The 22810-nt window shown below is 69.5% G+C and carries 19 protein-coding genes; 10 read left to right on the forward strand and 9 right to left on the reverse strand.

The annotated features are described in order from the left end of the window. Positions 1-58: 58 nt before the first annotated feature. The 4 genes from NNI01S_RS05235 (at position 59) to NNI01S_RS05250 (ending at position 3943) form a co-directional block, all read left to right on the forward strand. Positions 59-1117, forward strand: coding sequence for a TIGR03617 family F420-dependent LLM class oxidoreductase (locus NNI01S_RS05235; protein ID WP_063018013.1), 1059 nt, complete (start codon positions 59-61; stop codon positions 1115-1117). Between the two features lie 545 nt (positions 1118-1662). Next, positions 1663-2028 carry a PepSY domain-containing protein gene (locus NNI01S_RS05240; protein ID WP_063018015.1) on the forward strand — a complete coding sequence of 122 codons (366 nt, stop codon included), beginning with the start codon at positions 1663-1665 and terminating at the stop codon, positions 2026-2028. A gap of 35 nt (positions 2029-2063) precedes the next feature. Beyond that, on the forward strand, positions 2064-2774 hold the full coding sequence (locus NNI01S_RS05245) for a DUF8020 domain-containing protein (RefSeq protein WP_063018017.1): 711 nt from the start codon (positions 2064-2066) through the stop codon (positions 2772-2774). 161 nt (positions 2775-2935) lie between these two features. Continuing rightward, entirely contained in the window at positions 2936-3943 is a 1008-nt protein-coding gene (locus NNI01S_RS05250; RefSeq protein ID WP_063018019.1) for a DNA topoisomerase IB, read from the forward strand. Between the two features lie 222 nt (positions 3944-4165). Here NNI01S_RS05250 and NNI01S_RS05255 read toward each other — a convergent pair whose 3' ends face one another. Beyond that, complete coding sequence (locus NNI01S_RS05255; RefSeq protein WP_084488500.1) at positions 4166-5368, reverse strand: AI-2E family transporter; 1203 nt, start codon at positions 5366-5368, stop codon at positions 4166-4168. A 545-nt stretch (positions 5369-5913) separates the two neighbouring features. Here NNI01S_RS05255 and NNI01S_RS05260 point away from each other — a divergent pair. Further along, the gene (locus NNI01S_RS05260) at positions 5914-6978 is read left to right on the forward strand and encodes a DUF4185 domain-containing protein (protein WP_084488502.1); all 1065 of its coding nucleotides are present in this window, start codon (positions 5914-5916) and stop codon (positions 6976-6978) included. Here NNI01S_RS05260 and NNI01S_RS05265 read toward each other — a convergent pair. The 6 genes from NNI01S_RS05265 to mftR form a co-directional block, all read right to left on the reverse strand. Continuing rightward, positions 6923-9214, reverse strand: a complete 2292-nt coding sequence (locus tag NNI01S_RS05265; protein ID WP_063018021.1) for a SpoIIE family protein phosphatase — start codon at positions 9212-9214, stop codon at positions 6923-6925. The genes NNI01S_RS05260 and NNI01S_RS05265 overlap by 56 nt on opposite strands. Beyond that, positions 9211-9834, reverse strand: coding sequence for a SpoIIE family protein phosphatase (locus tag NNI01S_RS05270; protein WP_063018023.1), 624 nt, complete (start codon positions 9832-9834; stop codon positions 9211-9213). The genes NNI01S_RS05265 and NNI01S_RS05270 overlap by 4 nt, the downstream gene beginning before the upstream one ends. Next, positions 9827-10240 carry an ATP-binding protein gene (locus tag NNI01S_RS05275; RefSeq protein ID WP_051020806.1) on the reverse strand — a complete coding sequence of 138 codons (414 nt, stop codon included), beginning with the start codon at positions 10238-10240 and terminating at the stop codon, positions 9827-9829. Before NNI01S_RS05275 ends, NNI01S_RS05270 begins: the two co-directional genes overlap by 8 nt. Continuing rightward, a complete protein-coding gene (locus tag NNI01S_RS05280; RefSeq protein WP_039798459.1) occupies positions 10230-10619 on the reverse strand; it encodes an STAS domain-containing protein in 390 nt (129 codons plus the stop codon). The genes NNI01S_RS05275 and NNI01S_RS05280 overlap by 11 nt, the downstream gene beginning before the upstream one ends. Positions 10620-10632: 13 nt before the next feature. Further along, the gene (locus NNI01S_RS05285; RefSeq protein WP_063018025.1) at positions 10633-11538 is read right to left on the reverse strand and encodes an STAS domain-containing protein; all 906 of its coding nucleotides are present in this window, start codon (positions 11536-11538) and stop codon (positions 10633-10635) included. Between the two features lie 138 nt (positions 11539-11676). Then, positions 11677-12273 (reverse strand): mycofactocin system transcriptional regulator MftR, encoded by a 597-nt coding sequence (gene mftR / locus NNI01S_RS05290; RefSeq protein WP_063018723.1) that lies wholly within the window; start codon positions 12271-12273, stop codon positions 11677-11679. Between the two features lie 64 nt (positions 12274-12337). Between mftR and mftE the strand changes: the two genes are divergently transcribed. Together mftE and mftD are read left to right on the forward strand one after the other, a co-directional pair. Next, complete coding sequence (gene mftE, locus NNI01S_RS05295) at positions 12338-13039, forward strand: mycofactocin biosynthesis peptidyl-dipeptidase MftE (protein ID WP_063018027.1); 702 nt, start codon at positions 12338-12340, stop codon at positions 13037-13039. Beyond that, a complete protein-coding gene (mftD, locus tag NNI01S_RS05300; protein ID WP_063018029.1) occupies positions 13036-14259 on the forward strand; it encodes a pre-mycofactocin synthase MftD in 1224 nt (407 codons plus the stop codon). The genes mftE and mftD overlap by 4 nt, the downstream gene beginning before the upstream one ends. A gap of 4 nt (positions 14260-14263) precedes the next feature. On the opposite strand, the gene NNI01S_RS05305 is transcribed toward mftD, so the two are convergent. Beyond that, the gene (locus NNI01S_RS05305) at positions 14264-14734 is read right to left on the reverse strand and encodes a MarR family winged helix-turn-helix transcriptional regulator (protein WP_063018030.1); all 471 of its coding nucleotides are present in this window, start codon (positions 14732-14734) and stop codon (positions 14264-14266) included. Between the two features lie 274 nt (positions 14735-15008). Between NNI01S_RS05305 and NNI01S_RS05310 the strand changes: the two genes are divergently transcribed. The 3 genes from NNI01S_RS05310 to NNI01S_RS05320 all read left to right on the forward strand — a co-directional run bounded on the left by NNI01S_RS05310 (position 15009) and on the right by NNI01S_RS05320 (position 18474). After that, positions 15009-16685, forward strand: a complete 1677-nt coding sequence (locus NNI01S_RS05310; protein ID WP_063018725.1) for a fumarate hydratase — start codon at positions 15009-15011, stop codon at positions 16683-16685. 136 nt (positions 16686-16821) lie between these two features. Next, the gene (locus NNI01S_RS05315) at positions 16822-17286 is read left to right on the forward strand and encodes a hypothetical protein (protein WP_063018031.1); all 465 of its coding nucleotides are present in this window, start codon (positions 16822-16824) and stop codon (positions 17284-17286) included. Between the two features lie 690 nt (positions 17287-17976). After that, positions 17977-18474 (forward strand): M15 family metallopeptidase, encoded by a 498-nt coding sequence (locus NNI01S_RS05320; protein ID WP_245675979.1) that lies wholly within the window; start codon positions 17977-17979, stop codon positions 18472-18474. 144 nt (positions 18475-18618) lie between these two features. Here NNI01S_RS05320 and NNI01S_RS05325 read toward each other — a convergent pair whose 3' ends face one another. Then, positions 18619-22809: a TIGR02680 family protein gene (locus NNI01S_RS05325; RefSeq protein ID WP_063018032.1), complete on the reverse strand. Its 4191-nt coding sequence runs from the start codon at positions 22807-22809 to the stop codon at positions 18619-18621. Position 22810: the final 1 nt, after the last annotated feature.

Raw genomic sequence — 22810 nt, forward strand, 5'->3', positions numbered from 1 at the left:
GATGGGGGTCGTCGTGTCGCGGAAGGCGTGACGCACCGAGGGACGACGGAGGTCGAAGTTGAAGGTCCATCTGCAGGTCAGCGGAGCGCCGCGGCAGGTCGCGACGGACGCGCGGGAACTGGCCGAGACCGGCGCCGATGGACTGTTCACCTTCGAAGGTCCGCACGACGTGTTCTTCCCGCTCGTCGTCGCGGCCGGTGCGACGTCCCTGGAACTGATGACGAACGTGGCGATCGCCGGTCCGCGCAGCCCGATGCATCTGGCGCACGCGGCGCACGACTTGCAGGTGTACAGCGAGGGTCGTTTTCGCCTGGGGTTGGGCTCGCAGATCCGCGCCCACATCGAGAAGCGCTACGGCAGCACGTGGGGTGCGCCCGCGGCGCGCACCGCGGAGAGCGTGGCGGCGGTACGGGCCATCCTCGCCGCGTGGGAAGGGAGGGCGCCGTTGAACTTCCGCGGCAAGTACTCCACGCACACCCTGATGCCGCCCACCTTCGACCCCGGCCCGAACCCGTTCGGGCCGCCGCCGGTGCTGATGGGTGCGCTCGGGCCGGTGATGACCCGCAAGGCCGCCGAGGTCGCCGACGGGCTGCTGGTGATGCCGTTCAACAGCGCGCGCCACTTCACCGAGCGCACGCTGCCCGCGCTCACCGAGGGCCTGCGCCGTTCCGGCCGGACCGCGGCCGAATTCCCGGTGATCGCGCAGGTCATGGTCGCACTCGGACGCACCGAGGAAGCTCTGGCCGCCGCGATCGGCGGTGTCGGCGCGCTGATCGCGTTCTACGGGTCCACCCCCGCCTATCGTCCCGTCCTGGAAGCCGAGGGATGGGCACAGCTGCACTCCCGGCTCAACGCGTTGTCCAAGGCGGGCGGATTCGCCGAGATGCGGTCGCTGGTGACCGACGAGATGGTGCGCACCATCGGAGTGGTCGGTACTCCGGAAGAGTGCGCGGCACAGATCCGGGCCCGCTTCGGCGCCGGGATCGAGGAGGTGTGCTGCTATTTCCCCGGCTACACGCCGGACGCGGCGGATGTCGCCGACTTGGTGGACGTGTTGCACGGGCGCCGCGACGTCATCACGCCCGGTGCGGGGCGGGGTGGCGAAGCTCGAAGGTAACGACCACAGACCAGTCGGTGAGTCCGGACGAGGCCGCGGAGTGGGATCCGCTGTCCGTCCCCGCCGCGCGGCTGCTCGATCAGCAGCTGGTCGGTACGTCGCCTTGGACGGGGATCCCCGCCGGCATCGATCCTCGCGGTGGCTCGGGACCTGCCGCGGGGTCGGTGGCATGGCGTGCACGGTATCGCCGAGCAGGGTGAGCGGGCCCACGGGCGATTGTGTCGAGGCGCACCGCCCGGAGCGTTCCGGGAAGGTGGGTGCATTCGGAGGGGATCGAGCGCACCCACCCTCGCGCCTCGGCGCCAGCTGAGCAGCGGGCACGGCCGGCGCGGGCAGCGTCGGGACTGACCGACGGAGACGAATGCGAAAACCCCCGGAAACCCCGACCCGTGACCGACCTTAACTCCCTCGGCTGTGCGATGGCGAGAGAAACCGCAATTCCCCCTTCCTGAAGCGGATTTCAGGCGCCTTCAGGCTGTCTTAAGCCGCGCCCTGCGAAAGTGCTCACCAGCTTCGAGATCACGATTCCCTCAGGAGGTTTCGCAATGAAGGCCACTGTCCGCCGTACCCTTTCCGGACGGCGCGGGCTGCTCGCGTGCGCCGCTGCCGCCGCTGTTCTCATCGGCGGCCCCGTGGCGCTGTACGCCACCGCGAGCCCGCAGGCGCCCGCCCGGCACGCCGTCACGGATCACGAGTGGTCGCTCACTTCGGCACCCGCGATCGGCGAGCAGCAAGCCGCCGACAAGGCGCGCGAGGCCGTGCCCGGGAGCACCGTGATCGCCACCGAATTCGACGACGAGGGAAGCACATCGGTGTGGGAGGTCGAACTCCGGACACCCGACGGCGTCGAGCACGAGGTGACGATCGACGCGACCAGCGGGGCCGTGCTGCGCACGGTGCGACAGGACTGACAGCGACACAACGAAAGGTCAAGGTTCCGCCAGATATGATGCTGCGCAAGATCGCCACGATATCGACGCTCGCTGTCGCGCTGACCGGCGTCTCGGCCGGGAACGCCGGCGCCGTACCGCAGGATGGCGCTGCGGAAGTCGTCAACTACACCGCCACCTCCTCGGCCGAGAGCGTGGTCGTCCAGATCGACTCGGGCTCGATGCGGGCCGAGAACGGGATATTCGCGATCGAGGCGACCGACGGCACCGTACTCGCAGGCACGCCCCTGGAGTTCCGTGTCGACGATTTCCTCTTCCCCATCGCGGCCGATATCAGGGGCCGCACAGCCACGCTCACACCATTGTTCGATATCGGCCATGCCCGGTACCGCCCGGTCGCCCTTCCGTTCGAGGACTCGGCGCATTGGCGTACGCCGTACGAGCGCGAAGTCGCGGCCTTCACCAGGCTCAAGGACACCGTCGCGACCGGCGCCGCGATCGGCACCGTCGTCGGCGGCCTCGGTGGTGGCCTGGTCGGCTGTGTGCTCGGTGGCATCGCAGGCGCCACGGTCGCCGCCGCGACGATCGTCGGCATGTTCGGTCCGTTCATTCCGGCCGCCGCCGTCGGCTGCCTGGGCGGCATCCTGGCCGTGGGCGCGCTGGGCACGCTCGCCGGTCAGCTCTTCATCACCGCACCCATCGCCGTGGCCGCCCTGGTGCAGTACTTCACCACGATCAATCAGCCCTTCGTCCCACCGGCGAAATAGCTCTCCGGTGGGGCTCTCTACTGATCGTGCCGCCAGGTCGAACTGCCGGGTCCTGGCGTCGCGGGCTGTTTCGCCGGTCCTGGACCGGGCAGCTATGTGATGTGAGGACAGAACGCGAGCGACCGCGTGGCGACCGGGCCGCGCTATCAGGCGGTGACTGAATGCGATTGCGTCGTAGCCGACCATATGACGGCGGAGTCGAGCGCGTCCGGCGCGGACGCGGGTTCAGTTACCGCACCGCGCACGGCGCACCCGTCGATGACGTGACATTCGAGCGCATTCGCGGGCTGGCGATTCCACCGGCCTGGCGAAAGGTGTGGATCTGCCCGCACCACAACGGCCACATCCAGGCCGTCGGCGTCGACGCCGCGGGGCGGCGCCAGTATCTGTACCACGATCAGTGGCGTAAAGATCGCGATGAGGAGAAGTTCGACCGTGTGCTGGCACTGGCCGGACGCCTACCGGAGATCCGCGCCCAGGTGCGGGAGGATCTCGCACTGCGTGGCCTGGCCCGGCGGCGGGTGGAGGCGGTTGCCGTCGACCTGGTCGATCGCGGAGTGTTCCGGGTCGGGGGCGAGGAATACGCCGAGGAGCACGGCACCCGGGGAGTCGCGACGCTGCTGCGTGAACAGGTCGAGGTGTCCGGGGAGCGGATGCTTTTCGACTATCTCGCCAAGGGTGGCATCCGGCGCCGCGTGAGTATCCGGGATCCGTTGCTCGCCAGAGCGGTTCGATCGCTGCTGCGCAGCAAAGCCGAGTCCGACCGGCTCCTGGTTTACCGCGACGGCAGCCGTTACGGCGAACTGCGCGCCGACGACATCAACTCGCGCTTCCGCGAACTCGCCGACTGTGAGTGCAGCGTCAAAGACCTGCGCACCTGGCAGGCGACCGTGCTCGCCGCGGCCGCGTTCGGCTCGATCGAACGCCCGGCCGACCGCCGGGCGCGCAGGAGCGCGGTGCGGGAGGTCATGGACGAGGTCGCCGCCGCGCTCGGCAACACCCCCGCGGTCGCCCAGGCATCCTATGTCGACCCACGGGTCGTGACGGCGTTCGAGAACGGCACGACCGTCGCGGCGGCACTGCGGCGCGCGAAGCGGGCCGAGTCCGCCGATGCGGAGCGGGCGATCATCGACAGCGCCGTTATTCGCATGCTCCGCCGGATGCGGTGACACCGGACCGCTCCGACGGCACTACGCCACGACTCCGCTGGGCTACCTGCGCCGTGTCCGTCTCGAACGTGCCCACGAGGAACTCGCCTCGGCCGAGCACGGTGACGGTCGCACGGTGGCCGCGTGCTGGGGATTCGGAAATCCGGGCCGGCTCGCCGAGAGCGCTACCAGGAGGTCTGCGGACGTCCGCCGAGCCGGACGCTGCGGGATCGACCCGCTCGGTCAGCGCGCATCGAGTGCGGGCAGGACGGTCTCGCGCAAGATCAGCAGGACGGCCGCGGCGACGGGAATGGCCAGCAGGGCGCCGATGATGCCCAGCAGCGCGCCGCCGAGCAGCACCGCCACCACGGTCACGAGTGCGGGCACGTGCACCGCGCGGCCGATGATGCGCGGCACCAGCACATAGTCCTCGACCAAGCGCAGCGCGATGAAGAACGCGACGGTCGCCACGGCCACCGGCAGGGAGACGGTCAGCGCGACGAGCGCGACGATCACGCCGGCGAGGGTGGAACCGACGACGGGAATCAAGTCGAGCAGGGCCACCAGCACCGCGAGCAGCAGCGGGTACGGCACATCGAAGATCAGCAGCCAGATGCCGGTCAGCACAGCGGTGATCAGCGAAATGAGCAGGTTGCCGAGAATGTAGCCGCCGACCTTGGCGAAGATCTCGTCGCCGATCAGGATGGCGCGGGCGCGGCGGGAGCGTGGGAAGAGGCGGTAGACCGAGGCGCGCACCTGGGTGAAGTTCGCCATGAAGTAGGCGGTGAGCACCGCGACGATGATCGTGCTGCTGACGATCGAGAACACCGCGCGTCCGGCGTCCAGCACCCCTGTGGCCAGCCCGGAGGAGTCCGATTCGAGCGTCTGCTGCAGCCGCTGCTGCAGATGGAATCGCTGATCGAGGGTGCCGATGTAGGGGTAGCGGTCGGCGAGATGAGTGACGTAGTGGGGCGCGTTGTGCGCGAGTGCGTCCCCTTGCGTGATCAGCGGTGGTATCGCCGCGGCGAGGAATCCGGCGAACAGGCCCAGTCCGACGAGGTAGACGGTCGTCACCGCCGCCCAGCGCGGGAACCGCGGCCGGACCAGCCGGGACACCAGCGGCTCCATTCCGATGGCCAGGAACAAGGCCACCACGATCAGGATCAGCGTCCCACCGGCGGCGAGCACGGTGCGAATGGCGGCGTAGGTCAGTGCGACGCCGGCGGCTCCGGTCATCCCGATCAGGAACGGTGAGCGCCGGTCGAACCGGCGTCCGGGGCGGCCGAGGGGAAACTCCGCGCTGCGCGCACGGGCGGCTTCGGCCTCGGCGGCGACGATCGGACCGGCTTCGTCGGCGCAGTGGGGCTGTGCGATCTGGTCGCTGTGGCCGGCGTCGGCGGCATCGCGTGTCCGACTTTCGTCGTCGGGGGTGTCTTGTTCGGACATGTCTTTCCGGCCGATCGGTGAGTGAGCTGGTCCGGGATGCAGAGCGCGGCGTACCCGCTGCGCGATCGGCCAAACCCGGCGCAACTGCCGACGGGATTCGGTGATCGTCTGCGGCTCGCGGTGGTGCCCGGCGTGCCGGAGTGCGGCGCAGGCGCGGGCGTCGCTTCGAGGCGCTCGCCGCTCATCGGGTGTCGGCGGGCGCACCGCGCTGCGATCGATACTGCCGGCTCGCCGAGGGGGCATCCGCTCGGCGCCTGCTCGATCTGTTGCACTCGATGCCCACGCGGTGAATGTCGCGCACATCCGATGCCGCACCGGCGGCGTGCCTTGGGACACCGCCAGTGACCAGGTATCGATACGTGATTCCTTGCCGAAACACAAGCTGCGCAGTCGGTTTCCCCTTTTTCGCCAGCCTGCTTTCACCGGAACCAGCAACGGTGCAGCCATCGACGTCCGATACTGAACGAGCAGCTGATCCGCATTCCGCGGTGATCCCTACGAGCCGATCTGGTAAGCGACGCTCCGAGAATCGACAGGATCCGGCGATGTCCAAGGTCAAGAATTTGAATCCGCTCCCCATGGCCGACATCGGCGGCTCGGATCTGTTCATCCCCTTCCGAATGCCGAGTGGCGAAACCGGATACGTCCTCGGCGACACGTTCGCCGGAACCGAACCGAGAGTCGGTGGCCCGAATTGGCGTTCGCCGATGCTGTTGCGCAGCGATACCCACGACATGTCCATGCCGATCCAGTTCGGCTCGGCCGCGCGGGGCGCTCGGCAGCTCTGGGATTACCTGCACGACAATCCGCAGTACTCCACGATCCTGCCTTGTGACGCCCTCACCATCGGCGGCCGAATCTATCTGTGGGTGATGGTGACCCAGGGATTGGCGAACGAGCGGTGGTGCGAAATACGTTATTCCGACGACAACGGCGAGAGCTGGACCGATACCGCGGTCCGCTGGTCCACCAGCGCCTACGGCGGGAAACGCACCATGATCTCCTGGGAACGCGGCGGCGACGGCTTCGTCTACGTCATCTCCACCGGCGGACTCGCCCGCAACAAGAACATGCTGCTGTGGCGGGTGCGTGAGAATCATGCCGCGCTCACCGATCCGGCGGCCTGGCAGGGCTGGGGGTGGAACGGCCGGGACTGGGGATGGGGCCGGGATCCCGGCAGCGATCCGCGTTTCGGCATCCTGGCCGACGGCACCAAGCTCGGCGAGATCGGATTGCGGCGGATCCAGGGGAACTGGGTGATGTCCGGTTTCGACGCCGGGGCCTACGGCGCCTTCGTCAAGGTCGCCGCGAGAATCACCGACAACTGGCGCACGGCCTCGACCTACCGTCCCGTGAAAGGGTCGTTCTGGGCCCCGGGCGGCCCGGATATCGTGCCGCGTCTCTACGGATGCTACGTCCATCCCGACAGCAGATTCGACGGCGCCTTCGGCATGATCGTCAGCGAATGGGCGGAATCCGGTAACCCGTACCGGGGCATGCAGTTCCGGATCTTCGGGGTTCGGCCCGCCGCTCCGATCACTGCGGGAGGGGTCGTCAGCCGACCACGCGGCGGTTCGTTCCGCGTAACGGATTGGCCACCGGGAACGTGATCGCGGGCAGCGTCACCGACATCCGCACGGTGGTGCCCGCTTCGGAGTGGTCGATGTCGAGTTGCTCGGTCAGCGCACGCATCATGTCGATGCCGCGGCCGCGATAGCCGGGATCGGACGCGCGTGGCTTCCAGTCACCGGTGTCGGTGACCACGATGACGACGGTGTCGATGTCGCACGTGGCCGACATCCGCACCCGGCCGTCGTTCTCGTTGCGATAGGCGTGCTCGATGCAGTTGCTGCACGCCTCGTTGGCCGCGGCGACCAGATCGGCGGCCAGATCGTGCGGCACCGCCGTGGCGGCCAGCCACCCCTTCAGCGTGCGCCGCAGCGCGGCGAGCTCGTCCGCGCGCGCAGGTACGTCCAGCCGCAGCGGCGCGGGCGGCTGGCGGTAGACCACCATGGCGACATCGTCGTCGTAGCCCGCGTCCGGCCGGAGACGCGAGAGCACCGCGTCGGCCACCTCGCGCGGCAGCCGTCCCGCGGTGTCGGCGAGGACCGCGGCGATCTTGGCGAAGCCCTCATCGATGTCGACGCCGCGCTGTTCGACCAAGCCGTCGGTGAACAGCACCAGGGTGGAACCGGGCGTCAGCGCCGTGGTGGCCTCCGGCCGGCGCGGCGTATCGAAGGTGGCCAACGGCACCGCGCGCCCACCTTCCAGCATCCGGCCGGTCTTGCCGACGTCGGCGAGGATCGGTGGCATGTGACCGGCGTTGCTGTAGCGGACGAGGCCGCGCACCGGGTCCAGCACAGCGGCGCACACCGTGGTGCACATGGCGCCGGGGATGCGCGCGGCCACGGTGTCGAGTTCGGCCAGCAATTGCGCCGGTCCCGCGCCGCGCAGCAGCAGCGCACGGGCGGCGGTCCGCAATTGCCCCATCACGACCGCGGCCGACAGACCCCGGCCGACGCAGTCGCCGACCACCACGCCGATGGTGCCGTCGCGCAGCGGCACCACGTCGTACCAGTCGCCGCCGATCTCGAGCGGCGGCAGCGCGGGTTCGTAGTGCACCGAGAAACGCGGCGGCAGATCGATCGGGCCGAGCATGGCGCGCTGCAGGGTCAGGGAGGTGGCGCGGGCCTGGTCGAAGTTGCGCGCCCGCTGGACGGCGAGGCTGAGATGACCGATCAGCAGGGAGAACAGCGTCCAGTCCGCGGCGCTGATCGCCCGTGGCGCGGCGAAGCGCAACCACATCGCCGCGTCGCCGGTCTCGCCGAGCGGCGCGACGATTCCCTCGGAGCTCTCGGCCGCTTCGGGAATCGCGAGCAGGCTGCGCGGCGGTCTGCGCCTGGCCCGTTCCAGCAGTGCGCGCGACCGGTCGTCGAGGGACGCGGCGCCGTCGTGTGACGCGCCGTCTGCGCCCACCCCGGAGACGTACACCTCCGGCACGGCGTTGCGGCTCGGCCACACCGCCACCACCGCGGTCTCCGCACCCACCGTGCGGCGCAGCTCGTCGAGCCCGACGGCGAGCACTTCGACCACGCTGGTGGCCGCGCCGACCGCGGTGGCGAGCCGGGACGCGGCCTGGTCGCGTGCCTGCGCGTCGTGTTCGGCGGTGATGTCGCGGAGAGTGCCGACGAAGATCCGCTCGTTGCCTTCCGGCTTGATCAGCGCGCTGGTGCTCACCGCGAGCCACACATTCCGGCCGTCGCGATGGCGGATCGGGATGACGAAGCGCTGCGCCTCGGTGCCGAGATCGGGGTAGCGCGGACCGTCCGGGCGTGACCACGGGTGCGGCAGGGCATAGGGGACACCCGCCGCGCCGTAGCCGGTCAAGGCGCCGAAGGCGGTGTTGACCTCGATGATGGTGCCCTGCGCGTCCGCGACGAAGAAACCGTCCTGCAGCGATTCCACCAGCGCGGTGCGGAAGGCGTCGCGTCCGGCGAGGTCGTCGGCGCGGGTACGCTGCTGCTCGTAGCGGCGGGTGCCGTCCAGATAGCCGCGGGTGGCGATGTCCAGCGGAACGAGGGTCTGCAGAAGGAATTCCAGCGCGGTCTCCGGCAGGCGGGCCCGGGATTCGCTGCCCTCGGCGGAACCTTCCTTCTGCCGCTGTTCCTCCACATCCTGGACGACCCGGAAGTGGTTCTCGGTGAGATCGAGCAGGCTGATGCCTTCGACCAGGGCGCGCCTGCCCAGCTCGTACCCCTCGGCGAGGCCGGCCTGGGTGGGCGAATCCATGTGCCGGCGTAGGGCGCCGGCGTAGTCGTCCAGGAAGTCGGCCAGCAGCCCGCTCATCTGGCGGCCCCTCGGTGCCGCGCCGCGAGCACCAGCGCGTCGTCGGTGTCCTTGGCGTGCCGGGCGAGCATGTCGGCGGTGATGTCGGCGGTGGACTTGGAAAGATCGATGTCGCCGGTCGATTCGGTGACGATGCCGTCGGTGGACATCAGCAGCAGGTCACCGGGGCGGACCGCGACCGACTGCGGCAGGAGCGTCGCCGGAAGCCGATAGCCGACGATGCCTGCGGTCAGCAGGACGGTCGCGTGTACGCGCAGTCCGGCGGGACCGGCGGTCAGCACTTGGGATTCGACATTGCCGACGCCGAGCCAGCGCACCGTGTCACCCTCGTCGAACAGGGCGAGCGAGATCGCCGCCCCCCTGGTGTCGGCCATCGCTCGGTGGCACAGCACCATCAGCACGTCCAGCGGTTCGGCGCGGTTCTCCGACAGCACCCGCGCGGCGCGATCGGCCGCGTCCGCCGCGGCGGCGCCGTGACCGAGCCCGTCCAGGACCGCGAACAGGACGGTGCCGCCGCCGGTGTCGAGGACGACGCCGCGGTCACCGGAGACCTGCTGACCAGGCAGTGCGCGACCGGCCACCGCCCACTCGATCCGGCCGATGAGCCCGTCCTCATGCACCGTTCGGTACCCACTTCCACATCTCCACGAGCGTGCCGCGACCCGGCGCCGAATCCACGGTCAGCCGGTCCATCAACCGCCGGGCACCGGGAAGGCCGAGCCCGAGCCCGCGTCCGGTGGAATAGCCGTCTTCCAGCGCCCGGGCGATGTCGATGATGCCGGGCCCCTGATCCTCGGCCTGCACCACCAGGGCTTGACGTCCCTCCCGGTCGTCGACGAGCAGGCGGATCTCGCCGCTGCCCGCGTAACTGGTGATATTGCGGGCGATCTCGGAGATCGCCGTGGAGATCATCGTGCGGTCGGTCAGGGTGAATCCGAGTTTTGCTGCCAGTTCGCGTCCGGCTTGACGTGCGGTCACGATGTCCCCGGACACCCTGACCGCGATCACCACGTTCTCAGCGGCCACTGTCACGACCGTCTCGCTGGCGACGGGCTGGAATCTTTCGGTCCAACCAGGCGAGCCCCTCTTCCAGATCGAGGGCGGTGTGCATGTCCTCGAAGGTGAGCCCGAGCTGCACCATGGCGAACGCGACTTCCGGTTGCAGACCGACGATCACCGTTTCGGCGCCGCGCAGCTGCGTCATGTGCGCGATGGTACGCAACGATCTCGCGGCGAACGAATCCATCACGTCGATGGCGGTGACATCGACGATGATGCCATGGGCCCGATACTTGCTGACCTGTTTCATCAGGTCGTCCTGCAGGCGTTCGGTATCGGCATCGGTCAGCGCGGACTGCACCGACGCGATGAGATAAGTCCCCTGTTTGAGAATCGGTACCGGCATGTGACGCGCCTGATCAGCGGCCGTCGCGTTCGGTCACCCGTTCGGTGACGCGGGAGACCTCGTAGCCGAGCAGCCGTTCCGCCTCCTCGATACCACCTTGCAGGTCGCCGACCGCGTTCATCTTCGACAGATCCAGACCGATGGTCACCAGGGTGAGCGCGATCTCCGAGGACAAGCCGGTGATGATCACGTTCGCGCCCATCAGCCCGGACGCGTCGACGGTCTGCACCAGGTGGTTGGCGACGGTGGAGTCGATCTGCGGCACACCGGTGATGTCGATGACGACGACCTTCGCGCGGTTGGCTCGTATGGCGCGCAGCAGCTGTTCGGTGAGCTGGCGGGCGCGCTGGCTGTCCAGCACGCCGATGATAGGGAGGATCAGCAGCTGCTCACGGACCTGGAGCACCGGGGTGGACAGCTCGCGAATGGCTTCCTGCTGCTGCCGGATGACACGCTCGCGCTCCTGCACGAAGGACACGCCCACGGTGTTGGCGATGCGGTTGGCAGCTGGTTCGTAGGCGTCGAGCACTGCGTTGAGCAGTTCGAAGTCCGCCTGATACTTCTCGAACAGCGAGCGGGCCAGCACGTCGCGCAGCAGCAGCACGATGCCGAGCACCTCGTCGGTCTCGACGCCGCGGGGAATGATGCGTTCGGACAGGTCGCGCGCGTAGGCCTGCAGCGCCTCGACGCTACCGGTCTCGAGCACCTCGACGTAGTTGTCGTAGACCGAGGTGGCCTCGGAGAAGATCTCTTCGGGCGTCATCGCGGTCAGCAACTGCGCGTCGGTGATGCGCCGGGCCCATTCCTCACGCAGCGCGGTGCGGTTCTGGCGCAGGTGCTCGACCAGCTGCGGGAGCAGATTGTCGACCGGTCCCGCGGTCAGGGAATCCGCCGAAAGGCTCATGGACACCTCGGACATGGAAACTCCTGCCCCTTTCGACGGGTTAGTCGGGATCTTCGTGCATCGGCGCTAGCCGATTCCGAGCCTAGTCATACCCCACCCGCGTCACCGGCGAAACCTACTGCTTGTTCGCCGGATGTTCGGGTGCGACAGTCCTTACGGCACCGTAGCGAACCCGCGTTCCAGCGCTGCGAGCGCCTCGTCCAAATACACGGTGAGATCCGCGTCGGCGCGGGCCAGCCAGGCGTCGAACGCGGCGCGCGCCGCCGCCAGCGTGGTCCGTCCGACGGCGAGCGGGATGAGCCCGTCCTCCGGCTGGCCGAGCCGGCCCGCCGCGAACCCGCTCACCGCGCGCTCCCAGGCGTCGTAGTGCGCGCCCGCGGTGGCGGCGAGCGCGGGAACGGTGGCGACCAATTGCATACGGGTGCGCAGTTCCGGAACGTCTTCGGCGCGATATTGGTTGGCGCTCACCACGATCCGGCGCACGGCGGTCATCATCGGCACGTCGTCGGGCACCGTCGCGAACGCGGCGCGCAGGGCGGCGACCTCGTCGTCGAACTGCCACCACAGCACCTCCGCCTTGGTGGGGAAGTACCGGAAGAAGGTGCGTCCGCTGATCCCCGCGGCGGCGGCGATCTGCTCGACGGTCGTCTCGTCGAAGCCCTGTTCACTGAACAGCCGCATGGCGATCACTTCGAGTTCGCGCTTGGTGGTGCCTCGTGGGCGGCCGCGCGTGGCCCGGTTCTCCAACATCGTCTGATTGTGCTCGTTCATCGCGACTATTGATTATGTCAGTGACTGACGATAATCTCGCGGCATGTTGGCGGATCTCACCTGGCCCGAGGCGGGCGCGCGCGCCACGGCGGGTGCGATCCTCGCCGTGGCGGTCGGGGCGACCGAGCAGCACGGCCCGCATCTGCCGCTGTCCACCGACACCGACATCGCCGCGGCGCTGTGCGCCCGTCTGGCCGCGGCGCGCCCGGACGTGCTCGTCGGACCGGCGATCCCGTACGGCGCGAGCGGTGAGCACGCGGGCTTTCCCGGCACGCTGTCGATCGGGCAGGCGGCGCTGGAACTGCTGGTGGTCGAGCTGTGCCGTTCGGCGACCGACACCTTCGATCGGATTCTGCTGGTCAACTGGCACGGCGGCAACATCGAAGCGCTGCGGCGGGCGAAGGATCTGCTGCGCACCGAGTCCAGGGACGTGCGGCTGTACCTGCCGCGCTTCGAGGGCGATCCGCACGCGGGACGGTCGGAGACCGCGCTGCAACTGGCGCTGACGCCCGGGCGCGTGCGCGGCGACCGCGCCGCCGCGGGAGACACCCGCCCGCTCGCCGAACTGCTGCCGCTGCTGCGTCGCGGCGGAGTGCGCGCGGTGAGCGCCAACGGCGTGCTCGGCGACCCGGCGGGGGCGTCCGCCGACGAGGGCGTGGCCCTGCTCGAGCACCTGAGCGCCGACCTGCTCGACCGAACCCGGCTCTGGTGGCCGGAGAACTCCCCGGAAAGGACCGGAACATGAACCCGTGGTTCGAGACCGTCGCCGAAGCGCAGCGACGGGCGAAGAAGCGGCTGCCGAAATCGGTGTACGGCGCGTTGATCGCCGGTTCCGAGCGCGGCCAGACCATCGAGGACAATCAGCGGGCGTTCACCGAACTGGGTTTCGCGCCGCACGTGGCCGGTCCGATCGGCGAGCGTGATCAGTCGACTACCGTTCTGGGACAGCAGCTTTCGATGCCGGTGCTGATCTCGCCGACCGGTGTGCAAGCGGTGCACCCCGACGGTGAGGTGGCCGTCGCCAGGGCGGCCGCGGCGCGCGGCATCGCGATGGGCCTGAGCTCGTTCGCCAGCAAGCCGATCGAAGAGGTGATCGCCGCCAATCCGGCGACGTTCTTCCAGCTGTACTGGTGCGGCGGCAAGGACGAGATCCTGGAGCGGATGCGCCGGGCCCGGGACGCGGGCGCGGTCGGGTTGATCCTGACGCTGGACTGGTCGTTCTCGCACGGACGGGACTGGGGCAGCCCGGTCATTCCGGAGAAGCTGGATCTGCGCACCATGCTGAAGTTCGCGCCGCAGACCCTGGCGCGCCCGCGCTGGCTGGCCACCTACATGCGATCGGGCAGCATCCCGGACCTGACCGCACCGAACATGGCCATCGGCGACGCGCCAGCGCCAGGATTCTTCGGCGCCTACGGCGAATGGATGGGCACGCCCCCGCCGGACTGGGCGGATGTGCGTTGGATCTGCGAGCAGTGGGACGGCCCGGTGCTGCTCAAGGGCGTCATGCGGGTGGACGACGCGCTGCGCGCGGTCGACGCGGGTGTGGCGGGGATCTCGGTGTCCAACCACGGCGGCAACAATCTCGACGGCACCCCCGCAGCGATCCGGGCGCTGCCGGTGCTGGCGGACGCGGTGGGCTCGCAGGTCGAGGTGCTGCTCGACGGCGGCATCCGGCGCGGCAGCGACGTGGTGAAAGCCGTGGCGCTGGGCGCTCGGGCGGTGCTGATCGGGCGCGCCTACCTCTGGGGGCTGGCCGCGAACGGGCAGGCCGGGGTGGAGAACGTGCTGGACATCCTGCGCGGCGGCATCGACTCGGCGCTGCTGGGGCTGCGCAAGACGCGCGTCACCGATCTGGAACGCTCGGACGTGGTGGTGCCCGCCGGGTTCGAGCGAGCGCTCGGGCTGCCCGAAACCGCCACCGCGGCAAGCGCTCCGGTCGATCACGCCGCTTCGCACGCCTGAGCGGTCACCTTTCGGCCGCCGCCCGTCGATGGTGCGCGAGCAAGGTGTCGTAGATGTCGGCCAAGGCGGCCAGCTGCTGACGATCGAGGATGTCGATCATGTGCCTGCGCACGCTCTCCACGTGCGCGGGCGCGGCGCCGGTGAGCACGTCGGCGCCGCGCGGAGTGAGCTTGGCGGCCGTGCGGCGGGCGTCGTCGGGAATCGGCTCGCGGACGACCAACTCCCGTTTCTCCATCCGGGTGATCTGATGGGACAGCCTGCTCTGCGACCACTCGAGTTTGGCCGCGAGATCGGCGAAGGTGAGCCGGTGGTCGGGCGCCTCGGCCAGGTAGGCCAGCACCGAGTATTCGACGTAGGTGAGGTTGGACTCTCTGGTGGAATCCCGCCCGACCGCCGCGGCGATGAGGTCGCGGGTGCGTACGAAACCCAGCCAGGCGCGCATCTCTACGTCATCGAGCCAATGGGGACCGGTCACGATAGCGCTCCAAACTCTGACGTGTCTCGAGATCGTCCTGCGTCGCGACGTGCGGCGCGTGAACAGTCTGCGCGCGGCCGGACGCTGGCGCCCGGGCGCTTTCTCAGAATTGAGAGGTAGCACCACCGGGGTTGAACGTGCAACCTTTTCGGGCAACTGTCCGAGATAGGGTTGCCTAACCATGAGGCGCTCAGGCGGTGGTGGCTAGGCTCGCTGTGCTCGTGACCAGCCCGGCCGTTCGCGGTGCTCGGGCCCAGCCAAAGGAGTGCGACTGGTGACCGCGCCGGACTTCCGTTATTCAGACCTGCTGCCGATCGGCGCGGACGACACCCCCTACCGGCTGCTCACGACCGAGGGCGTCCGCACGTTCGAGCACAACGGTCGCACGTTCCTGCAGGTGGAGCCGGAAGCGCTGCGGTTGCTCACCGAAACGGCGATGCACGACATCAGTCACTTCCTGCGCCCGGCGCATCTGGGTCAGTTGCGCAAGATCATCGACGACCCGGAGTCCAGCGGCAACGATCGCTTCGTCGCGCTCGATCTGCTCAAGAACGTCAACATCTCCGCCGGCGGTGTGCTGCCGATGTGCCAGGACACCGGTACGGCGATCGTGATGGGCAAGAAGTCCGAGGGCGTGCTCACCGGCGTCGATGACGCGGAGTGGATCAGCCGCGGCGTGTTCGACGCCTACACCAAGCTGAACCTGCGGTACTCGCAGCTGGCGCCGATCACCATGTGGGAGGAGAAGAACACCGGCTCCAACCTGCCCGCGCAGGTCGAGCTCTACTCCACCGCGGGCGATCCGGCGAACCCCGCCTACAAGTTCCTGTTCATGGCCAAGGGTGGCGGCTCGGCGAACAAGTCGTTCCTGTACCAGGAGACCAAAGCCATCCTGAACCCCACCCGCATGCTCGAGTTCCTGGACGAGAAGATCCGCTCGCTCGGCACCGCCGCGTGCCCGCCGTACCACCTCGCGGTCGTCATCGGCGGCACCAGCGCCGAGTTCGCGCTGAAGACCGCGAAATACGCGTCCGCGCACTACTTGGACACTCTGCCCACCGAGGGTTCGCTGTCGGCGCACGCGTTCCGGGATCTGGAGCTGGAGGAGGAGGTCTTCAAGCTGACCCAGTCCTTCGGCATCGGTGCGCAGTTCGGCGGTAAGTACTTCTGCCACGACGTGCGGGTGGTTCGCCTGCCCCGGCACGGCGCGAGTTGCCCGGTCGCCATCGCGGTGTCCTGCTCGGCGGACCGGCAGGCGCTGGCCAAGATCACCGCCGAGGGCGTGTTCCTGGAGCAGCTCGAGCGCGAGCCCGCGCAGTACCTGCCCGAGCAGACCGACGCCATCCTCGGCGGCGATGTCGTGCGCATCGACCTGAACCGGCCGATGGACGAGATCCGCGCCGAATTGTCCAAATACCCGGTGAAGACCAGGCTTTCGCTGAGCGGTCCGCTGGTCGTCGCGCGGGACATCGCGCACGCCAAGATCAAGGAGCGGCTGGACGCGGGCGAGCCCATGCCGGACTACCTGCGCGACATGGCCGTCTACTACGCCGGTCCGGCCAAGACGCCGGAGGGTTACGCGTCCGGTTCCTTCGGCCCGACCACCGCGGGCCGGATGGACTCCTACGTCGACCAGTTCCAGGCCGCGGGCGGTTCGTTCGTCATGCTCGCCAAGGGCAACCGTTCCGCGCAGGTCACCAAGGCGTGCAAGGAGCACGGCGGCTTCTACCTCGGTTCGATCGGCGGACCGGCCGCCCGGCTGGCACTGGATTGCATCAAGTCCGTCGAGGTGCTCGAGTACCCCGAACTGGGCATGGAAGCCGTCTGGAAGATCGAGGTCGAGGATTTCCCGGCATTCATCGTGGTCGACGACAAGGGCAACGACTTCTTCGCCGAAACGCAGAAGCCGATCGCGCTGCGTGTGCGCACTCGCTCCAAAGAGCGCGTCTGACTCACCCTCGGCCCGCATGCGGCAGAACGCGGACACACCGATGTCCTGCCGATCACCGGGTTCTCGGCGTCGTCGCAGCGGGCACGCTTAGCGAAGTACACCGTTGATCCGGCACCGATGCAGGTCGAGGAGAGCTATGAGCACGTCCAGGCCAGTACCGACGGCGTTGTGTATCACCGAGTCGGCCGCCCTCCGGCTGGCCGATCGCGCTGCCCAGGAGGGCACCAGCAGTACCGCACTGCTCGATCGGCTCATCCGCGAAGGCGTCGATCAGCTCGATCACCCCGGGATCGTCTTCCGCGGTCCGCTGCACGACCGCCGCGCGGCGCTGTCTGCCGGTCCGGAGGTTTGGGAAGTCGTTGCGCGCCTGCGCGAATTGGACGGACCCGTGGAGCGCCGGATCGCCGTGCTGAGCGCGAAGTCGGACCTGAATACGAGCAAGATCAGGCTGGCGCTCGCGTACGCACGGGCGCACGACGGCGAGATCCTGGAGCGGATCGCGCGCAATAAGCAAGCGGCGGAGTCGATTCACCGCCGCGCTGTCCGGGTGGCCGCGCCGTCGTTGCCGCCGAGCGCGCTGGACAATCCGCCGGGTGCGTGATTCGGCCGGTTCGTCCGAGGCGGCCGATCTCCACAACTGGATATTCACCCCAGCTGCGGGCGACTGACGGCACGAGCCGACAGTCGCCCGCAGTGCGTCTGCGGCTCAATGCCGTTCGAGGCTTGGGCGGCGGCCGCTGCTCGAAGCGCGGTCGTGCCGGGCCGGCGCTCGATGGCGGGGGATACGCGCCGACATACAGGCCGAAAGGGCCACACCGCTCTGCGAGATCTTCGCCATTCCGGGCGATCTCGTCAAAAGCCCCACCAGGATATGTCGCATATCGTTCAAAAACCCCGTGGATCCGGGCATTCGGGAAATAGTAGCCATAGCGGCCGGAGTGTGATCCACAGCACTGGAATAGATTGTGGACAGCCGGTTTTCCATGTCGGCGAAAGATTAGCTACTTCAGCGTAATTGGGCGCATAACGGACATATCAGATGCGTATTATCCCAAGCTGTGGAGTTTTCTGTGGAATTCGCTGGATGTTGTCCACATGCAGAAGCGTCGGGTGCGGAGTGGCGCCGCGTCCCGCCGCGGGGGAAGCGTGATCCTTGGCCGCGGGGGAGGGAGTAGAAGCGGACGTGTCAGAGCAAGTTCCTTCCTGCGTCTTCGATCGGGGCAAACCCGGCATAGGTGACCGCAGGCGATAGCATCGGCGCATGGTGCTTGGGAATTCTGCGCGGAGTCGGGTGGCGGTAGGGCTGTCGGTGGCGGTGCTTCCGGCGCTGGTCGCGACCGGTGCGCTGGCGGCGGAGGCGCAGGCCGACGCCGCAGTCGCCATCGAGCAGCGGGAGTCGGTGGGCTCGGCGACGGGGACCGAGGGACTCGATCCCGCGCTGGCGTTGGCGTATACCCTGGCCGAGCGGGAGGCGCACGCCCGAGGAGTGCCCTTGTCGATCACGTCCGGGTACCGGACGCCCGCCGAGCAGCAGGCGCTGTGGGAGGACGGGGTGGCGACCTACGGGCCGGACGACGCGCGCCGCTGGGTGCTGCCGCCCGAGGAGTCCACCCACGTTTCCGGAGACGCGATCGATGTCGGCCCGCAGCAGGGCGCGCGGTGGCTCGAGGCGAACGGCAACCGATGGGGACTGTGCCGGACGTTCGAGAACGAATGGTGGCATTTCGAGCTGGCCACCGTGCCGGGCACGGATTGCCCGCCGATGACGCCGGACGCGAGCGTGCGCTGATCCGCCGCTGGACCATCGGGTCGGGAATCGCGGTGATCAGGGACGGCACCGGAGCGGGTTCGGATCCAGCTGACCGATGTGCTCACCGCCGCGGGCGACCCGCTGCGGCTGTGCGTGGTGCGGATCCTCGCCCAGGGCGGCCGGCTAGGTCACCGGCGTGAGTTCCAGGCCGCCCTCGATCGTGGTGGGGACCCGGCGGCGATCGGGAGAGCCGAGCGCGGCGGTGAGATCCGTTCCGTCGTGTTCGGCGAGCAGATCGCCGCTGTCCCACACCAGCAGCGTCGCGCTGACGGTGTTCTCGGCGGCCGAGTGCGCCAGGTCGTAATGCGCGCAGGCCGGGACATGCGGATAGGTGATCCACAGGTCATAGCCGGTCATGAACAGGTCGAGGTCGAACTGCACACTCAATCCGAGCAATTCGCTGCGGCCGTTGTCATCGACGCCGGCGAACGCCTCGTCCAGCGCGAGCAGGCGCGGGGCCTGCGGGTCGGCCGAATCGAGCATGACGTGCGCAGCGGCGAACAGCGGCAGGTGCAGCGATACCGACTGCTCCCCGCCCGACAGCGCGCTGTGCCTGGCCACGGTGAGCTTGTCCTCGCTGCCGTCGGCGGAGATCAAGGTGAACGAGAACACCCGCCAGGTGCGGTAATCCAGCGTCGCGGCCAGGATCTCGGGGTAGGAGCGTTCGGGGTGCGCGGCCCGCGCCGCGCGGATCTCGGACGCGAAATGCGCCCTGATCGCCGCCAGGTCCTCCGCCGTCAGCGCCGAGGCATCCCGCTCGAGCAGCTTGCACATCGCCCGCGCCGCATCGGAGAGGCTGTCGGCCAGCACCCAGTGCACGCCGATGGTGTTGCCCGAGGACATCCGCCGCTGCTTCATCTCCGCGCCCATCCGGCCGATGAGATCGCGGGCGTCGCTGGTGCGTTCGTGGATCTGCTGGGCCAGGCCGGTCAACAGCGCGTCTTCCAGGATGCGCCGCTCGGCGTCGGTGAGCAGCAGTTCCTGATCGCGGCGCGCGGCGTCGATGCGGGTGGCGAAGTCGGCCAGCGGGGAGACGCCGTGCTCGTCGTGCACCTGGACGACGGTGAGGCCGTCGGCGGCGTCCCAGTGCAGCCGGTAATCGCGGCCCGAAGCGGCGAGCGCGGCATCGAATTCCTGCAACGCCGCGGTCACCGCCGAGCGCGTGGACTTGCGGGTCGCCTCGCCGGCGCGCACCGCCGACGTGGCCGCGGCGAGACTGTCGAACAGTGCCGCGACTTCGTCGGGCAGCACCCGTGGCGGCGCCTCCGGACCGGCCGACGCTATCCGGTACAGCAACTGCTCGGGCGTCGACCAGGCGGCGTCGCTGCTTGGCCAGCGTCCGTCCGCGGGCGCGCCGAGCAGCGTGAGCAGATCCGGCTGCGCGTACGGCGCAAGGGCCCGGACCTCCGCCAGCACCTCGGTGAGCGCGGTGGCGAGGGACTCGTGCGCGGTGCGGTAGGCGGCCTCGGCGTCGCCGACCGCCTCGATCGCCTGGTTGGCGGCCTTGCGCGCGGCCTTCTGCTCGGCCTTCGTCGCCTCGATCCGCTGCCGGGCCCGCTCCAATTCGCTGTCGACGTCGGCCGCGCCCGCACCGATGGCCTCCCGCAGGGTCTCCAGTTTGCGTAGCTGTTCCTGGTAGCCCGTGCGCGCGGCCTCGGCTTCTTCCGCGAACGCCTCGGCCAGGTCGGCGGCCTCGGTCAAACGGTCCTCGGCTTCGCGCGCGCGCTCTCGTTCCCGCTCGTGGTCACCGCGTAGCCGCAACAGTCCCGTGCCGGTGTTCTCGAAGTGCCGGATGGCAGCGGCGAGGGCGTCGATCTCGCCTGCCGTCCGCGGTGTGCGATGGGCGGTGGCGGCCGCGCGCAGCTTCTTCTCCGCGACGGACACGTCCGCGACCGCTCGGTCGAGCTCGCGCTCGGCGTGGGTGGCGGCCTCCGCGCGCGAGCGCAGCACACCCGCGGCCTCCGACACCGCGCGCAAAGCGGTGAACACCGCGGCCGGGCGCGGAAGCGCCTTGGCCGCGGCGGAGATTCGCGCGAGCTCGGCGGTGGCGGCGGCTTCCTGCGCTTCGGCGGCGCGCCGATCCTCGTCCGCGGCGGCCACGGCGGCGGTCAGTTCCGCGCAGCGGATCTCGCGGCGCCGGGCACGCGCGGTGGCGCCGATGAATTCGGCGTCCGTCTTGCGATGCCTGCCGATCTGCACGCCTTGCCGGAACGCGCCGTTCGCTCCGATCACCACCGCGCCGCTCGGCTCGTCCTCGTCCTCGTGCAGCGCGACGGAGGCGAGAACGTCGGCGACGACCCGCCGTGGCACCGTCAGGGCGTCCGAATCGTCCTCTACGACGAGCACGTCGGCGAGCGTGCGACCGGCCGGACGGTCCGCGGCGGCTAGCGGCACCAGGAACTGATCGGAGTCGTAGCCGGGCGGCAGCTCGCCGTCCGGGCACACCCAGGCGTCCAGCAGATTCGCGGCGTGCAGTGCCGCCTCGATGCCCGCCGCGGCCTCGGGCGGCACGTCGTCGGCGAAACGCACCAGGCGCCACAGCGCGGCGCCCGGCCGGTCGCCGGTCCGGCCGGAGCGGGCCGCGAATGCCGGTGGCGCGTCATCCCGCCTGGCCACGACCCGTTCCAGTTCGGCGGTCAGCTCATCGCGGCGCGCCGTGGCGGCGGTGACGCGGGCGCGTGCCTCCTGACGGCGGGTACGGACCTCGTCGAGCAGGGGTTCGGCCCGCTCGGCCAGGATCTCGGCGACGGATGGCGCATCCGGAAGCGACTCGGCCAGAGCCGAATCCAGCGCTTCGAACAGCCCGGCGCGCACGGGAGCGTAGCTTTCGCGGTGCTCGTCCCACCAGGTCCGCAACGCGGCCGCGACTTCGGAGCGGGTCACGGTGACCTCCGCTTCGGCATGCGCGACCTCCGCCGCGGCCGCGTCGCGGAGTTCCCGCGCCCGCTCGGCCAGCCGCTCGGCCCTGGTGCGTTCGGCGGCGGCGGTATCCACCGCTGCGACCGCCTTGCGTACCGCGCGCACGTCGGCGTCGCGTTCCTCGGCGTGCCCGCGCACCGCGGTGGTGAGCTGCTCGATCCGCGTCGTCTCCGGTAGCGGCGTCCAGGCGATTCCCGCCTCCTCGGCCGCGGCGCGCAGGTCGTCCTCGCCGCGGGCGAGCGCGGCGGCGGCGGTGCGCACCGCGGTGCGGGCCCGCTCGGCCTCCTGGGTCCGCTGATCCAGGGTCTGGCGTGACTTGAGGGCCTTGTCGGCGTGCACACCCGCCGAGGTCTCCAGGCGCCGTACCGCATCGGCCAGGTCGTCGAGCTGCTGCTTACCCTCGTAGGCGCTGGAACGCTGGAGGTTCTCCCGGTCGGCGAGGGCCTGCTCGTAGGCGCGGTCGGCGTCCTCGGCCCTCGCCTCGGCGGCGGCGCGCTCGGTATCCCTGCGCTCGCGCAGAGCGGTGGCGGCGAACAGCGCGGTGCTCGCGTGGGTCACCGCGTCGAGCCGCGCGCGCACCTGGTCGACGTCCGATTTCGCCTGCACCGCCAGATATTTGCGATACACCTCGACGAACGCCCGCGTCGCGGTGTCGGCGTGCACCAATCCCTCCAGGGTGCGGCCGACCTCCTCCATGTCGCTGAACGAGCGGGCCGCGTCCAGGATCAGTTGCTCGTCGAGCGGGCGCAGGCCGTCGGTGAGCGCCTGCGACAGGCCGCGCGGGTCCAGGTTCTTGGCCAGCTGCGGGCGGCGCAGCGTGAGGATCAGATTGATCAGCTGGTCATAGCGCTGCGCTCCGAGACCGAACATGCGCGCGTCGATCGCGTTGCGATAGTCCACCGGCCGGTCGACGATCGAATCGGTGCCGATCTGCTCGGCGAGCTGTTTGCGGGTGAACGGTCGGTCGTCCGGGCCGATCAGCGAGAAGTCCACACCGACCCGGCCGTCCGCGACGAAATACCAGCGGGTCACCTTGTCCGAGGACCGCGTGGCGCGCATGCCGATCCCGACGGTGACCGCCTCGGGGTCCTCCCAGCGGCCGCGCGCGAACTCCATCCAGACATAGGAGTAGGCCGAGTCCTGCTTGCGGTAGAGCAGGTTCGACTTCATCGTGCGCTCCTCGCCGGCGAACGGGTTCAGCCTGCGTGGCTCGATCCGCCCGTCCAGCACGAAGGGGAACAGCACCTCCAGAGCCTTCGTCTTGCCCGAGCCGTTCGGCCCGCGCAGGACCAATCTGCCGTCGGCGAAACAGAACTCCTGGTCGCGGTAATCCCACAGATTGACGATCCCCGCGCGGGTCGGGGTGAACCGCACTCCGCCGTGAATGAGCGACATC

Origin of the sequence: Nocardia niwae NBRC 108934 = DSM 45340 (genome assembly GCF_001613465.1) — a bacterium.
GTDB lineage: Bacteria > Actinomycetota > Actinomycetes > Mycobacteriales > Mycobacteriaceae > Nocardia > Nocardia niwae.